Consider the following 15,759-nt stretch of genomic DNA (forward strand, 5'->3'; position numbering starts at 1 on the left):
GAAGTACACCTATTATCCTTTGTTTAACCATACTCTATATGGTCAAAAATTAGATAGTATGTTTCTTACTCTATTAGTAATGGTACAAAATATGCTTCTGTACCAGCTATCTCCTCTGGGGAAAAACGGCACCCTACCGCGGAGGCTTGATCGCCAAGCATAAAACAGGATAAGGTTAAAAATCCATCTTTCACTCCACAATCCACTGTATGAGTAAAACGTTTCTGCTGTATAAAGTCTTGATACATCACCTTTTTACTGTCGCGACAAACGATATCGTCATAGTTATCAACTAGCTTTTCCATGTAAAGCTCAGATGTATCACCACGCTTTTGAACAACTTGTACATGCCTTCCTTCACGGCCCCAAATTTCCTTTTGAATATAAAGGCCATCATCAAGAGCTGAAAAATCATTTTCAAAATAGGATGGTGCCAAATAACGCTCGATGATATCTCGATCTGGTTTCGTAAAAAATTGATCTGTTAAATACAATGCATATACTAAGGACATAAAGGATTTATTTTGTAAAATAATTGACTCTGGCGGATTAAAAAGAGCGAATGTATCATCCTCGTACAAATCTAAGAACATTTCACCCAGAGGTTCTCCATCTGGTGTTTGTTCATCAATTAAAAGTTCCATGGGATGCAATCGATACAATAGAGTCGCATGACTACCATCTTCTAAAGGAATGCCCTCATCATCAATCTTCATATCATAAAAGGATATGAATCGCGTATCTGCCTCAGGACAGGCTGTTTTTAATTCCCTCATAAGGAATTGTGTTGTACCGTAGTCTTCAAAATAATCATGAAAGCAGGAGAATACAAAAGGATCCTTAGGTAGGCTCTCTCTATTTGCCCGCATAGATTCATATTGGTTTCTACCATACTTAGCAGATAAAACAGCGTCATACATGCGCTTTAAAAATGTATGTAATTCATTTCGGCATTCTATATTAGGATGTTTTCGTCCTACATAATTAGCTGCCACTTCATTGGCATAATAGCTTTCAATGAGAAAACATGGCGTATCTGCATTAAGTTCTACCATGCGCAAATTGCCATTTACATCGAGAACAAAATCAAAGCGAGATAACCACGTCGGTAACCCTAAGGCATTCGACTTATGTAAATAAGGAATTAAATTGTCTGGCATATCCATATTTCGAGCAAAGTCATCTGGTGCCATCTGAAATACTTTTGCAGCTTTACAAAATATTTGAAATAATCTACGTGAAGCATGGCGAATTTCATCGTAAAAGTCGGATGAAAAGGCCTGCATGGACAAGGAAGGATACCGATCATCATATCCTTCATATTCCACGAAATTAAATATATTTCTATCAAGCTCATCAATATAGGATTTCATTGTTCATCCTTTCATTAAGAGGCACCGCTCGAAGTTCGAGCCCCTACACTACCAAAGCCATACTTTTCACCAATTCTATGTGCTCGATTACTCGTTTTAGTATTGTAACGATTTCTAGTCATTTCATTAATAGTTCTAGCCACTCTTGCACTATTAGATTTACTAGCGCCTGTACTTGCATCAAAAGGGGTAAGAGGTGATGTAGCGCGATAGGTCATACTAGGTGCATCCATATATGCCGTTGGAGCTGAAAAACCATGAAATGCATAGTATCCTACCGCCAAAGTTGGAATCAAACTGGCTAAGCCTGCATCCCATATAATATCACCCTTCTCATCACGATGAAAGGTAACAGACTTCTCAGCATCATCATAGAGCGCAGTTTCTTTTCCATCACCATGATTAATCAAGGTATAGCTTTTACCTTCATCATCAACGAGCCGCACTTCACCATTATTCGATTCTGGTTTGACCACATCACATAGAGCATAGCTAACATCGTCCCAATACGAATAAGCGCCTACTAGAGCTGCTATAGATGTAAAGGCTATGGCTATGTAAACAGTATTCTTACTTGGTTCATACATATAATATTCCTTCGTTTGATTTCGTAACTGAAATCAATACTATATCAATCTTTTATTATATTTGATAACGTCTTACGTCCCTGCTTATTCTTTAATTCCACCATATACGCATATCGTAACAATATTTCACTGTCATTTCTAATAGTCGCTATGCGTGTATTCTCCGAATCTGACAAGTTTTTTAATTCCCCCACTTCAACATACGTAGTGCCATTAACCACACTAATAACAGATACCTCTTTAGTCGTATAAATGACAATCCATCGCTCAGGAGACTTAGTGTCTTGTTTAATGTTATAAACCTTGCCATACACAGCATCGATAAGATCGATAGCCGTTGCATTGGGATCTTGCTTTGACGTATATACCATCAAACCGTCTTTTGTGCCTTGCGTTTCATAATAATAGGAATCTTTAATCCGCTCTTCCATGGTATATGGGAATCCTACTTCATCACGCAATTCATGCCAAGTCACATCTCCTATAAACAAATATCCCAAAAAGAATAAAATGATTCCCCAACTCAGACCCAATCGTGTCCATTCTTTTCTGCGAGCTGCATTACGAATCTTTTTACTCGCTGCTTGAGCAGCCTGATCTCGCCGTCGATGTACATCAGACAAACGAATCCGCTCACCTTGAGCCTGATCCGTCAAACCACCATGCCAGTCCTCAATAAAGAATACATATATCTTATCATTTTTAATCGTTCTATATTCTTTATAATCGGCCTTATCACCGCTTCTAGCTTTACTTTCACCCTTAACAGACATGACGCGTTGTAAGCCTTTATCGTACAGTTTATATCCTTTAGGCGGCGTTGAACGTAAAATAGTCTCTGAAAAGGTACAACAGTCTTTTTCCCCATTTACAATGGTGAGCCATTTTTTATCTTCACCATCCACTAGCATAAGACCATATTCGGTCCAATTCTTAGCCCCTTTATGAGTACCTAATTCATTATTATACATTTCATCATTAAGAGTATAATTCACTGTCTTTTCTATGATGAATTCTTGATAGGAGATAACTTCAGTAACTACGTATCGCTTTCCCTGAATCTCTACAACATCATAACACTTAAAATTCATAGCCTAGACTCTTCTTCAACAATTTCTTTTAAAAGTTTAATTTCCTCTTTTGTTAATGGTCGTTCCAACAAATCAGGACGCAACAATCGTGTCCGCTTTAAGGCTTCCTTTTGACGCCATGTGGCAATATTTTTATGATGACCACTGCGTAAAACATCCGGTACAGTCCACCCTCTAAATTCTGGTGGTTTTGTATATTGCGGACATTCTAAAAGGGGCTCATAAAATGAATCCTCTTGGGCCCCACTAGCTGCGCCTAATACACCGGGAATCATTCGAGCCACTGCATCGGCTACAACCATAGCTGGCAACTCGCCACCTGTTAACACATAGTCACCAATGGAAATGGTTTCATCTACTAAATGTTCCTCTACGCGATAGTCAACACCTTCATAATGGCCACATACGAGAATCAGTTGATCATAAGTTGCTAGTTCTCTAGCCTTTTCCTGTGTGAAAGGTTGACCCGTAGGCCCCATAAATACAATGCGACGACGTATACTTTCACCAGGATTACCAATGAGGCTCATCTCATCACACATCTCATCCGTTTCGTAGGCACCATTAATAGCACTATCATAGTTAGAGACAACAGATTCTACGGCCTCAAAAATAGGAGGCGCCATCATGAGCATACCGGCCCCACCACCATACGGTGTATCATCCACTTGTCCATGTTTATTATGACTAAAATCGCGCGGATTCGTCACAGCCATATCTAGCCGTCCCGCCTCTATGGCTCGTTTTATGATGGAATGACTAAAGAAGGCATCAAAAAACTCTGGAAACAAGGATATAATATCTATTTTCACAACAGGCCTCCTCCGAATACACTTATTATTATCATATATCTATATATAGCTATCTTATAATTAATTCTATCATAAGACACCTATAAATAGATATAAAAAACCGCCTAAATGGATTATACCCACTCAGGCGGATCTACGATCATCATGCGTTTGTCCATATCGATATCAATGATAACATCATCAATGGCTGCAAACAATTGATCTGGTTCCCCTTCTTTGGAAACCACATATACATCATTAGCTCCCGGTTGTAATACATCCGTCAATGTACCAAGTACATTGCCCTTTGTATCTTGCACCTTAAGGCCAATCATATCAAAGATATAGTAACGGCCTTCTGGTAATTCTACCAAATCTTCACGACGTACTTGAATCTCTTTCTTAGCGAATAATTCAGCCGTGTTACGATCAGGAATTTCCTTAAATGAAGCTAATACGAATTGTTTATGAAATCGTGCGGATGCAACGTGGTATTCTTTACCATCGATGTAACAGGCATCCATATGCATAAACCGTTCTGGAAAGTCGGTTTGAGGCATAATACGAAGATCACCCCGCACGCCGTGCGGGGCGATGATAACACCTATAGTGATGAAATCGTTAGGCTTCATTATTGACGAAACGCAACGATTTTACCGTCTTCTAATAGGATTTCAGCGCCCATCATGGCATCCAAATTATCCCCGATTTTAACGGTAACTGTTTGCTCTAATGTACCTTGAGGAATTTCAGTCCCCAACGTCAATTCTTGAGCATCTTTCAATTTAGCTGTTACTTCTTCTTTGAAAGCCAAGCGTTTATTTTTCTCTTCGTCGATTTGTTGACGAATTGCAGTAAGACTTGTCGCATCAACTTTAGCTGCATCAGCTAAAATACGTTGAGCTTGAAACTCAATTGCTTCCAAATCTTTATTCACCATATCAAGGCGAGTTTCAAGATCGGATACAATTTTCGCTTTCAAATCTTCTGTTACTTTTGCTTTTACTGCTACAGGGACACGTAATGTCATTTCTTCCATTGGAACACTCCCTTTTAGACAATATCAACAGATATCTTTTTGTTCTCTTTAATAGCCGCCGCTTTCACCACAGAGCGAATTGCTTTTGCAATTCGACCTTGCTTTCCGATGACTTTACCCATATCCTCTGGAGCTACATGAAGTTCATAGACCTCAACATTGCCCTTTTGGACCATGGTAACAGAAACGGCATCAGGCTGCTTCACTAATGATTTCGCAATTAATGAAATTAATTCTATCATCACAGTATGCCTCTCTATTAATTACTTTTTAGCGTCTGCAAATTTTTGCATAACGCCTTGTTTTTTGAACAAGGAGCGAACAGTGTCAGTAGGCTGAGCACCTTTAGCTAACCAAGCCAAAGCTTTTTCTTCGTCTACATTAACGATAGCTGGTTGTTTAGTAGCATCATATTGACCAATTGTGTCAACAGGACGACCTTCACGTGGAGCACGTGCGTCAGCAACTACGATACGGTAGAAAGGAGCTTTTTTAGCACCTAAACGAGTCAAACGAATTTTTAACATATGGGATTCACCTCCTTATAATGATGTGCTGGACAGGTTCAGCGCCCCTGTCCATGTATTACATAAACGGTAATTTTGGCATTCCTGGGAATCCGCCCTTACCGCCACGCAATCCTTGTAAACGCTTCATCATCTTCCGCGCTTCTTCGAATTGTTTTAATAAACGATTTACATCTTGCACTTGTGTACCAGAGCCCAAGGCAATACGCTTACGACGAGAACCATTTAAGATGTTTGGATCTTGTCGTTCTGCAGCCGTCATAGATTTGATAATAGCCTCGATGCGACGCACCTCTTTACTATTCAAATCAAGGTCTTTTAATTGATCCTTAATTTGCCCCATGCCTGGCAACATACCAATAATATTTTGTAACGGCCCTAACTTTCTCACCTGATTCATCTGTTTCAAGAAATCATCTAAGGTGAAATTGTTTTTCGCCATCTTTTGCGCCATTTCACGAGCTTCTTCTTCATCGATAGCGCCTTGTACGCTTTCAATAAGAGTTTTGAAGTCCCCTAAGTCAAGGATACGAGAAGCCATGCGATCTGGATAGAATACGTCGAAACCATCCATTTTTTCGCTTACGCCCGTAAACTTGATTGGCAAGCCGGTTACAGCCTTAATGGATAATGCAGCACCACCGCGCGCATCGCCATCGAGTTTAGTAAGGATAACACCGTCAACGCCTAATTTTTCATTAAACGTTTGTGCTGTCGTTACCGCATCTTGACCGATCATGGAGTCTACAACAAGTAGAATTTCATGAGGTCGAACAGCAGCCTTGATGTTGGATAATTCATCCATGAGGACTTCGTCGATTGCCAAACGACCAGCGGTATCGATAATAACAACATCTTTCAACATATGCGTGCTTTGCTCTACGGCACGACGCGCAATATCTACTGGATTAGCACCTGGTGTTTCATCAGCAAATACAGGAATATCGATTTGCTTACCTACTACTTGCAATTGCTTAATCGCTGCTGGACGGTATACGTCGGCTGCAACAAGCATTGGATGTTTACCTTGTTTGCGAAGGTATACAGCCAATTTACCAGCCGTAGTTGTTTTACCAGCACCTTGTAAACCAACAAGCATAATAATTGTAGGAGGCTTACTGGAAATCATGATACGGCTTTGCGTACCACCTAGGAGAGCTGTCAACTCATCATTAACGATTTTAATAACCGTTTGAGCTGGGTTCAAGGATCCGAACACCTCTTCACCAAGGGCTTTTTCTTTAATGGATTTAACGAAATCTTTCGCCACCATAAAGTTTACGTCCGCTTCTAAGAGAGCAGTTCGTACCTGACGCAACGCAAGATTGACATCTTCTTCTGTAATTTTGCCCTTACCTTTTAAGGATTTAAAGGCGTCTTGCAGTTTTTCTGACAAACTATCGAATGCCATATTATCCCTCCATTTGCGTCAATAATTGTTGTACCCGCGATTGTGAAAGCACATCCGCCGGCAACGTATCTTTTAATTCACTTATCACTTGTTCACGTGCCTCGTACTGAGCCACCAAGTGTAATTTAGATTCATAGTCATTCAAAATATGACGTGCACGCTGTAAATTATCGTGTACAGCCTGTCGTGATACGCCTAATTCCTCAGCAATCTCTCCAAGGGACATATCATCTTCGTGGTGAAGTTGTAAGGACATGCGTTGCTTATCCGTCAACAATGGCCCATAGAAATCAAGGAGTAAACTGATAAGTACTCGTTCTTCCATTTCGCCACCTCCATCACTGTCAAGTCATATTACTTTACATATACTACAGCATAAAAAAAGATGTGTCAAGTAGAAATACTTAACATCTAAATTATAGAGAATTATTTTCATATTTTACTTTTATATCTACTGTAATATGCTATAATAAATATATCTAATATTTTCAATATAAAAGATAGGAGGTATTATATGAATACCAAACATTATGATCTTATCGTCCTAGGTTTTGGCAAAGCCGGTAAAACATTAGCAGCGAAATTTGGCTCCATGGGCAAAGCCGTAGCTATGATTGAAGAAAATCCACTCATGTATGGTGGCACATGTATTAATATTGCATGTATTCCAACAAAGACTATGATTGTAGCCGCATCTAAAGGATTATCTTACGATCAAGTATTAAACCAACGCGAGGTTGTTACATCTCGTTTACGCAATAAAAACTTCGGTATGCTAGACACTAATGAACATGTCGATGTATATACTGGACATGGTGAATTCATTAGTAATAAAGAAATTGCCATTACAGCTGGAGAAGATAAAATCATCTTATCTAGTGAAACAATTATTATTAACACTGGTGCTGTAGCGATTAAGCCTAACATTGATGGCATCAGAGCAGCAACAGGCTTCTATAATAGCACAGAAATTCAACAATTATCGACTCAACCAAGTACACTCGGTATCATCGGTGCTGGTCCTATTGGTCTTGAATTTGCCAGCTTATACGCTAAACTAGGTGCAAAGGTAACAGTATTTAATATTGAATCTAGCATCTTAAAACGGGAGGAACCGATCGTACAAGAATTAGCTAACGAGTACTTGACTGAGCAAGGTATTACTATTCTCAACGATGTAACATTAAACTCTGTATCTAATGATGGCAACAAACCTGTTATTACTGCAAATGGTCAAAACTATACCTTTGATGCTGTTTTATATGCTACAGGTCGCAAACCAAATACAGCTAACATCGGTTTAGAAAATACGGATATTACTACTAACGAACGCGGTGCTATCGTAGTGAATGATACGTGTGAAAGCTCCGTTCCTGGTGTATATGCAGTAGGCGATGTAAACGGTGGTCCTCAATTTACGTATATTTCTCTCGATGACTTCCGCATTGTATTTGGTGCACTTACAGGTAATGGCCAATACACATTAAAAGATCGAAAAAACATTCCTTATACAACCTTTTTAACACCTCCTCTGGCTCGTGTAGGCCTTACAGAAAAAGAAGCTATTAATAAAGGTTACACCGTTAAAACGAAGGAAATGCTCGTTGCCACTATGCCAAGAGCTCATGTAAACGACTATTTAAAAGGTGCTTTTAAAATTGTAGTAAATGCAGATAACGATTTAATCCTTGGTGCTACACTTTATTCTCAAGGTGCTGAAGAGTTGATTAACCTCATTAAAATGGCTATGGATAACAACATTCCATATACATATTTCAAAAATCAAATCTTCACACATCCTACCATGGCAGAGAACTTAAACGACCTATGTAATTTTTAATGCCATAAACAAAATCAACAAACAAATGATATAAAACGAAAATAAAAGGGCGCTCATTAGCTAACATATATGCTAATAAGCGCCCTTTAACTATTTAGAGAAATAAGATGCGATTTAAATTATTTTCTATTAGTTTTTTGTAAATAATCTACGTACTACCTTTTGTAGTTTTGGTGTCAATATAATAGCCACCACAATACCTGCAGCACTTGTAATCAAGGAGTATTGAATTTTGCTAGCTGCTACGGCTGCACTTTCAAGAACAAACCACCATGCTAAGAAATAGCCAAATGCAGTCCAAATTGTACCAATAATAAGAGCACTCAAAATACGTGTAAAGGATGCTGTCGGCTTTGTAATGGATGGTGGCAAGTAACCTGCTGTCATACCACCTACAATAAGACCTGCAATACCTTTAATAAAGAAAGAGAATACAATGTATTGCGTATGTCCACCAAAAAGATCAAATAATGCGGAACCAATAGCCGCACCTAAACCACCATATAAACCACCAAAGAGAATAGATGTGGTAAATAGAGCAGCGGAACCTAAATGAACCATGGCCCCACCTGGTATTTCAATGCGAATCGTTGTTGCTACGGCACACAACGCAGCAATAAAACCGATATATACAATATCGCGAGTCTTTAATTTCATAATAAACTCCTTCCCTTTTCTTAAGAACTATACTCAGTATATCAGATGATAGGTACTATAAAAATACCGAGTTTATAGGAATTAAAATATTAGCAATAAAAATGAAGAAAATACAAAACAGCACCTATACCATTCTATAGGTGCTGTTCTATATTTTATCTCATATATAATTAGAGTTTAGCTCGTTTCAAGCGAAGGGAGTTACCCACAACTGTAACGGAACTGAATGCCATCGCAGTACCTGCAATCATAGGATTCAAGGCACCTACAGCAGCCAAAGGAATACCAATGCAGTTAAAGATCAATGCCCAGAATAGATTTTGTTTAATATTAGTCATCGTCTTACGACTGAGGCGTACTGCTTGTACTAATGTGTGTAAATCATTTCTTACAAGAACGATATCTGCTGCTTCTACGGCAATATCTGTACCACTGCCGATAGCAAAGCCGATATCTGCAGTTACAAGAGCTGGAGCATCGTTGATACCATCGCCGACCATACCAACTACAAGGCCTTTATCTTGCAATTCTTTTACCTTGCTAGCCTTATCTTGAGGCAACACTTCAGCAATTACATGAGTAATGCCTGCTTGTTTTGCAATATATTGAGCTGTACGGCGATTATCACCGGTAAGCATCCACACATCGATGCCTTGAGACTGTAGTTCTTTTACAACCTCAATAGTTTCAGGACGCAATTCATCTTCTACAGCCCATAATGCACTGATGACACCATCTACAGCGAGAACAGATACAGATGCACCTTGTTCTTCAAAATGTTGAATATCATCTTGCACCTTAGATAAATCATAACCGAGTTCACTCATCCAACGGCTATGACCAAGTTGTACAGATACACCTTGGTAAGCACCTTGCAAGCCTTTACCCGGTACATCGCCAAAGCTTTCAAGTTCAACAGCCTTCCCCTTGTAGCCATGATCTTCACCATAGTAAACCATAGCCTTAGCAATCGGATGTGATGTACCACTTTCGAGGGCCATCATGATGGACATGTTCGCACTTTCATCACCGCTATAGTTTTTGAAAGCCGTTACATCAAGCACGCCTTGTGTAAGGGTGCCTGTTTTATCCATAACGATAGCATCGAGTTTACCGGCCTTTTCAAGATATTCCGCACTCTTGATGAGAACACCATGTTCCGCACCTAAGCCAGAACCTACCATGATGGATGTCGGTGTAGCAAGGCCAAGCGCACATGGACAAGCGATTACTAGAACAGCGGTCGCATTAATAAGGGCTACATTGATAGAATCGCCTACAATAAAGTACCACACGAGACCAGTTAGTACAGCAAGGCCAATAACAGTTGGTACAAAGTATTGAGCCACAATATCCGCAATACGTTGAATGCTTGCTTTAGATGTTTGAGCTTCCTCTACGACCTTGATAATTTGAGATAACATCGTGTCGCTACCAATGCGCTTTGCTTCCATTGTGAAGGCACCACTTAAATTGATAGTCGCCCCAATAACCTCAGAGCCCACTTGTTTTTCTACAGGTAAGCTTTCACCTGTAAGCATAGCTTCATCAACGGTAGAGTAACCTTCTGTAATAGTACCGTCTACAGGAATCTTTTCACCGGCGCGCACTTGTAAAACATCGCCAGCCACAACCTTAGAGGTAGGAATATCTACAAATTCACCATCGCGCAATACATGAGCCGTTGCCGGTTGCAAAGCAATTAGTTTTTGAAGCGCTTCAGACGTACGCCCCTTGGCTACCTCTTCTAACAACTTACCTAGAAGGATAAATGTAATAAGCCATGCAGAGGTTTCAAAGTAAATACCATGAGGACCAAGTTCTGGATGGAACTGCCAATTATAAATACTGAACAAATACGCCACACTCGTCCCCATAACAACGAGGACATCCATCGTAAGAGCCCCATTCTTTACGGCACTCCATGCACTCTTATAGAACATGAGACCCGGGCCAAATTGAGCGATAGTGGCTAATACAAATTCAACCCAAACCGGCAACGCTTGAATACCAAAACGATGCAAGGTCATGTTGATCATCATCGGTACAGCCATACAAGCCGCAATAATGAGGCGTGTAATATGTGGTTTTAAATTAACCTTTTCTATTTCTTGTTTCGTTTCATCCGCTTCAGTAGCACCAAAACCGATATTCGTTATGGCATCGATAATTTGTTGTGGTTCTACGGTAGTGCCATCCTTAAACTCTACACTCCCCTTACGGGTTAGTAGGTTAACCTTTACAGAAGCTACGCCATCAACCTTAGATACGACGTTTTCAACGCGTTTTACACAGGCTGCACAGTGCATGCCCGTAATGTCAAACTCTTGTTTTTTAGTACTCATATATAACTTCCTTCGATACAATTCAAATCATAGATTCATAAAATATAATAAACACAGTATATTTGTAATATTTATCACATGAACTAATACTCATATATCTACTATTTATAATAACATAGATTCTCAATTCGTCAATATCCTACTAAAACTAGAGGGTTATTCCTTTTCTGTAAGGGAATTAATAATTACGATTGTATCGCTATATATTGTGTAAATAAATATATATATTATTAAACATTATCGCTCATAATCTATACATTACCTTTATAAATAGCTTATAATAAAGTGATGATGATGAATAAATACTATAGTGGTAGAAATAAAAATGGAGGTGAGGAAATGCCAGATACAACTAGCCCTACCGTGGAATTCATATCCATTGCCAAAGAATTCCGCCATGAATATGTAGTGGAGAAATCCAGATTTATCACTACCGTATATCCATGTAGTACCGAAGAGGATGCGCAATCTTTTATCGCCCGTATCAATAAAGAGTTTTGGGATGCTCGACATAATTGTACGGCCTTTGCATTAGGACCAAAGCAAGAACAACAACGCTCGTCCGATAATGGTGAACCATCGGGTACTGCTGGAAAGCCTATGCTAGAAGTCTTGAAAAAGACAGGTATTACAAATGTAGCTGTTGTGGTAACGCGCTACTTTGGTGGCATAAAACTAGGGGCTGGTGGATTAATCCGTGCATACTCCCACTCCGTCGCTGAAACATTGCGTCTTGCGCCAAAGGAATTGCATACCACAAGAACACAATTACAAGCGATTATTGACTATGCATTATATGGCACAATAGAACGCTATCTACAAGATGCCCAACTACATTATGAGGCTACCTTTGGAGAAAAAATAGATCTTACGATTTTAGTGCCACCTATCGATATAGAACGGATACAAAAAGAGCTCCAAGACATGAGTCATGGAGCTGCTACTTGTAATGTATTAGATGCTATCGAAGTGGTATTACCACTATATTAAGTGTTCAATCAAATCGTACACTAACTAATTAGTTGCCATTATGAACTAAACCAGTAAGGCCTTGATTCATTTCATGACGTTTTTCAGTTGTCAATGGATGTGGCCATACGCGTTCTAATTGTTTTTTACGACTAACACCAGCATTATGTGCTGTCATTAATCTGCGTGCTTCCCAATTACGAATTGCTTTACTTAATGTTCTTTTTACTACGCCCATAGTAGTACTCACTTTCCTAGTCACTGCAACTATATCAAAAATATTGATGAGATTATTAAAACAACTTTCAATGTGCTTTATTTCTCTTAATGTGTATAGTATATATGACATTTCTTAAAAGGTAAAATAACTATTCCTTTATTAGTTATAAATTTTAATTATCATGATTTGTGTATTAAAGGGGGATTTTATGGACACATCGTATTATCACAATTTTATAACCCTTGTTCAAACAGGAAACATGACACAAGCTGCAGAAATTCTCCATATTACACAACCGGCTTTGAGTAAGCAGTTAAAGTATTTAGAGGCAGAATTTGGAGCTCAGCTCATCAATATTAAACGAGGTCAACGAGGTTCCAATTTACAACTTACCGATGCAGGTAAAATTTTTTATGAAAAAGCACAGCAATTATGTTCTATTGAAGAATCTACGTATAATGCAGTACAACAGTTAAATTCACGTATCGAAGGTACGCTGCGCATCGCTACCTCTGCATCCCGTTCCACCCCCATCGTACAACAATATTTGCCAGCATTCTCCATGAAATATCCATCTGTACACTTTGAGATTTACGAAGGACTCATGACCAATGTCGTAAAACAGCTCATCAGTGGCAGTGCAGAAATTGGAATTGCTAATATCCAAATGGTAGATACTGATAAATTTGATATTCTCTTAACCCAAGAGGAACATCTATACGCATTATTTAGACGTGATGTGTTCTGGACTGATCGTGAACACGATACCATCACCTGGGATGATATCAGACAATGCCCTCTCTCCTTATCTGGTGGGTCCGTAAGAATGATTATGCAATCATCCTTAACAGATATGGAACATCTAAATGTGAGCGCTATTACGACTACAAAAACATCGGCTATTGAATGGGCATCATCCGGGCGTACGGTGGCACTGGTCCCAATGGATACTAAAGAAATGGTAAACCACCGCAAAATGTCACGCATTAAATTGCCTGAGTTTTCAGGTGACTATAAGAAAGCATTCATCACCTTAAAAGGTCATGCCCTTTCACCAGTGGCACAACAATTTATAGATTTCTATAAGGCCTACGTATAATACATTTACCAATATTGATGCGAAATAATTACATATATGCGAAAAAGCAGGAAACTGGCATTGCCAATTCCTGCTTTTTTGTTGCTACGAGACTATTATTGATGTACAGCACCAACAATGTCAGTAATGCTATTGAGATTATATTGTTCTACAAAATCGCCCATTTCACGAGCAATACGAGAAATCGCGGTTGGATCAACCATCGTAGCGGTACCAACTTGTACGGCCTGGGCACCAGCCATCATAAATTCGATAGCATCTGTACCACTCATGATACCACCAAGGCCAATAATAGGAATAGTAACCCCTTTATAGACTTGGTGAACCATGCGAAGCGCCACAGGTTTTACTGCTGGACCAGATAGACCGCCATAAATATTACCTAACAATGGTTTGCGACGGTGAATATCAATAGCCATGCCTAACAATGTATTAATGAGGCTGACCCCATTACCACCACCGGCTTCTACAGCCTTTGCAATTTCCACGATATCTGTTACATTTGGTGAAAGTTTTACGATAACCGGCTTATCGGTTACTTTACGAACCGCTTTAGTTACTTGTTCAACAACCTTTGGGTCTACGCCAAATGCCATACCTTCACTCTCTACATTTGGACATGATACATTGACTTCAAGGCCTGCAATACCATCCACAGATAGTGTTTCTGCCATCCAAGCAAATTCCTCTACTGTACCAGCAGACATATTAGCTAGTAGCGGTACATCATATTTCTTAAGTTCTGGCAAAATATCCGTAACAAAATGTTCTGCTCCAGGATTTTCAAGGCCAATGCAGTTCAATACACCAGATGGAGTTTCTGCAATACGCGGGCCCGGATTACCATGACGGCCTTTAGGCGTTAATCCTTTCACAGAGATAGCCCCCACCTCATTACTAAGGTCTAGATAACCAGCGTATTCAGGACCATTTCCAAAGGTACCAGATGCAGCGATAATAGGATTTTTCATCTTAATACCGCAATAATCGATGGCGAGTTTTGGATTCGGTGTAACGGTGTTATTTAAATCGTGTTCACTCATTAAAAGAACACCTCCTCAGCTGGGAATACAGGACCATCTTTACAAACCTTATAGCGCTTACCACCTACGCCATCACAAGCACAGCCTAAACAACCACCTGTACCACAGCCCATCCGTTCTTCTAAGGACACTTGGCAAGGTACATTGAGCTCTTTAGCCACTTGAGCCACACCTTTCATCATCGGTGTAGGGCCACAAGTCATAACGGAAGTGAATGTATTAGAATTAATTAGTTCAGGCATAATAGCCGTTGGGAACCCCTTTGTTCCTACACTACCATCATCTGTTGTGATATGAACCTGTACAGTTGTATCCTTGAACAAATCGGCCCAGAAGGTTTCGCTTTTATTTCTAAAGCCCAATATAACTTGTGCAGATTCACCTTTTTGTAAGTGAGAGGCAATACAAAGCATCGGTGCAATACCAACGCCACCGCCAACGAGAAGCATATTCTCAGATGTTACAAATGGTTCACCCAACGGGCCTAAACAATCTAATGTATCACCAGGCACGAGGCGAGTCATAATATCCGTCCCCTTACCTACGACACGGTACAAAAGGGTAATCGTACCCTTTTGTACATCAAATCCAGCATAGCTAATAGGGCGACGCAATAATGGCGCCGTAGAGTCCGCTACGCGAACATTACAAAACTGCCCTACCTTTGCTTCTGCTGCTTGTTTTGGTGCGTGAATATCCATAATCCACACATCAGAGCCTATTTGCTCATTGCGAACGACTTCGCCCTGTTCTACATAGCCACTCAT

At 39.7% G+C, this 15,759-nt stretch carries 18 protein-coding genes; 3 read left to right on the plus strand and 15 right to left on the minus strand.

Features of this window, described 5'->3' with window-relative positions:
* Positions 1-65: 65 nt before the first annotated feature.
* The 10 genes from HMPREF1151_RS05975 to ylxM form a co-directional block, all read right to left on the minus strand.
* Positions 66-1,373, minus strand: a complete 1,308-nt coding sequence (locus HMPREF1151_RS05975; protein ID WP_009661422.1) for a glutathionylspermidine synthase family protein — start codon at positions 1,371-1,373, stop codon at positions 66-68.
* Positions 1,374-1,387: 14 nt separating this feature from the next.
* The gene (locus HMPREF1151_RS05980) at positions 1,388-1,960 is read right to left on the minus strand and encodes a hypothetical protein (protein ID WP_005377918.1); all 573 of its coding nucleotides are present in this window, start codon (positions 1,958-1,960) and stop codon (positions 1,388-1,390) included.
* Positions 1,961-2,004: 44 nt separating this feature from the next.
* Entirely contained in the window at positions 2,005-3,051 is a 1,047-nt protein-coding gene (locus HMPREF1151_RS05985; protein WP_009661470.1) for a DUF4178 domain-containing protein, read from the minus strand.
* Positions 3,048-3,863, minus strand: coding sequence for a tRNA (guanosine(37)-N1)-methyltransferase TrmD (gene trmD / locus HMPREF1151_RS05990; protein ID WP_009661431.1), 816 nt, complete (start codon positions 3,861-3,863; stop codon positions 3,048-3,050). The genes HMPREF1151_RS05985 and trmD overlap by 4 nt, the downstream gene beginning before the upstream one ends.
* A 113-nt stretch (positions 3,864-3,976) precedes the next feature.
* A complete protein-coding gene (gene rimM, locus HMPREF1151_RS05995) occupies positions 3,977-4,474 on the minus strand; it encodes a ribosome maturation factor RimM (RefSeq protein WP_009661495.1) in 498 nt (165 codons plus the stop codon).
* Positions 4,474-4,881, minus strand: a complete 408-nt coding sequence (locus HMPREF1151_RS06000; RefSeq protein ID WP_005377933.1) for a YlqD family protein — start codon at positions 4,879-4,881, stop codon at positions 4,474-4,476. The genes rimM and HMPREF1151_RS06000 overlap by 1 nt, the downstream gene beginning before the upstream one ends.
* 14 nt (positions 4,882-4,895) lie before the next feature.
* Entirely contained in the window at positions 4,896-5,123 is a 228-nt protein-coding gene (locus tag HMPREF1151_RS06005) for a KH domain-containing protein (RefSeq protein ID WP_004695567.1), read from the minus strand.
* A gap of 21 nt (positions 5,124-5,144) precedes the next feature.
* Positions 5,145-5,408 (minus strand): 30S ribosomal protein S16, encoded by a 264-nt coding sequence (rpsP, locus tag HMPREF1151_RS06010; RefSeq protein ID WP_004695565.1) that lies wholly within the window; start codon positions 5,406-5,408, stop codon positions 5,145-5,147.
* A 58-nt stretch (positions 5,409-5,466) separates the two neighbouring features.
* Positions 5,467-6,819: a signal recognition particle protein gene (ffh, locus tag HMPREF1151_RS06015; RefSeq protein ID WP_009661458.1), complete on the minus strand. Its 1,353-nt coding sequence runs from the start codon at positions 6,817-6,819 to the stop codon at positions 5,467-5,469.
* 1 nt (position 6,820) lies between these two features.
* Complete coding sequence (gene ylxM / locus HMPREF1151_RS06020; RefSeq protein WP_005377912.1) at positions 6,821-7,144, minus strand: YlxM family DNA-binding protein; 324 nt, start codon at positions 7,142-7,144, stop codon at positions 6,821-6,823.
* A 189-nt stretch (positions 7,145-7,333) separates the two neighbouring features.
* Between ylxM and HMPREF1151_RS06025 the strand changes: the two genes are divergently transcribed.
* Positions 7,334-8,659 (plus strand): FAD-containing oxidoreductase, encoded by a 1,326-nt coding sequence (locus HMPREF1151_RS06025; RefSeq protein ID WP_009661472.1) that lies wholly within the window; start codon positions 7,334-7,336, stop codon positions 8,657-8,659.
* 129 nt (positions 8,660-8,788) lie between these two features.
* Here HMPREF1151_RS06025 and HMPREF1151_RS06030 read toward each other — a convergent pair whose 3' ends face one another.
* Positions 8,789-9,316: an ECF transporter S component gene (locus HMPREF1151_RS06030; protein WP_009661488.1), complete on the minus strand. Its 528-nt coding sequence runs from the start codon at positions 9,314-9,316 to the stop codon at positions 8,789-8,791.
* Positions 9,317-9,486: 170 nt separating this feature from the next.
* Positions 9,487-11,661, minus strand: a complete 2,175-nt coding sequence (locus HMPREF1151_RS06035; RefSeq protein ID WP_009661433.1) for a cation-translocating P-type ATPase — start codon at positions 11,659-11,661, stop codon at positions 9,487-9,489.
* A gap of 339 nt (positions 11,662-12,000) precedes the next feature.
* On the opposite strand from HMPREF1151_RS06035, the gene HMPREF1151_RS06040 reads away from it, so the two are divergent.
* Positions 12,001-12,651, plus strand: coding sequence for a YigZ family protein (locus tag HMPREF1151_RS06040; protein ID WP_009661491.1), 651 nt, complete (start codon positions 12,001-12,003; stop codon positions 12,649-12,651).
* Between the two features lie 28 nt (positions 12,652-12,679).
* On the opposite strand, the gene HMPREF1151_RS06045 is transcribed toward HMPREF1151_RS06040, so the two are convergent.
* On the minus strand, positions 12,680-12,868 hold the full coding sequence (locus HMPREF1151_RS06045) for a hypothetical protein (protein ID WP_016476626.1): 189 nt from the start codon (positions 12,866-12,868) through the stop codon (positions 12,680-12,682).
* A gap of 190 nt (positions 12,869-13,058) precedes the next feature.
* Here HMPREF1151_RS06045 and HMPREF1151_RS06050 point away from each other — a divergent pair, with 190 nt between their 5' ends.
* Positions 13,059-13,949 (plus strand): LysR family transcriptional regulator, encoded by an 891-nt coding sequence (locus tag HMPREF1151_RS06050; RefSeq protein ID WP_009661427.1) that lies wholly within the window; start codon positions 13,059-13,061, stop codon positions 13,947-13,949.
* 95 nt (positions 13,950-14,044) lie between these two features.
* Here HMPREF1151_RS06050 and HMPREF1151_RS06055 read toward each other — a convergent pair whose 3' ends face one another.
* A complete protein-coding gene (locus tag HMPREF1151_RS06055; RefSeq protein ID WP_009661486.1) occupies positions 14,045-14,992 on the minus strand; it encodes a dihydroorotate dehydrogenase in 948 nt (315 codons plus the stop codon).
* Positions 14,992-15,759 carry a dihydroorotate dehydrogenase electron transfer subunit gene (locus tag HMPREF1151_RS06060; RefSeq protein ID WP_009661452.1) on the minus strand — a complete coding sequence of 256 codons (768 nt, stop codon included), beginning with the start codon at positions 15,757-15,759 and terminating at the stop codon, positions 14,992-14,994. The genes HMPREF1151_RS06055 and HMPREF1151_RS06060 overlap by 1 nt, the downstream gene beginning before the upstream one ends.

Origin of the sequence: Veillonella sp. ACP1 (genome assembly GCF_000286635.1) — a bacterium.
Classification (GTDB): Bacteria; Bacillota; Negativicutes; order Veillonellales; family Veillonellaceae; genus Veillonella; species Veillonella atypica.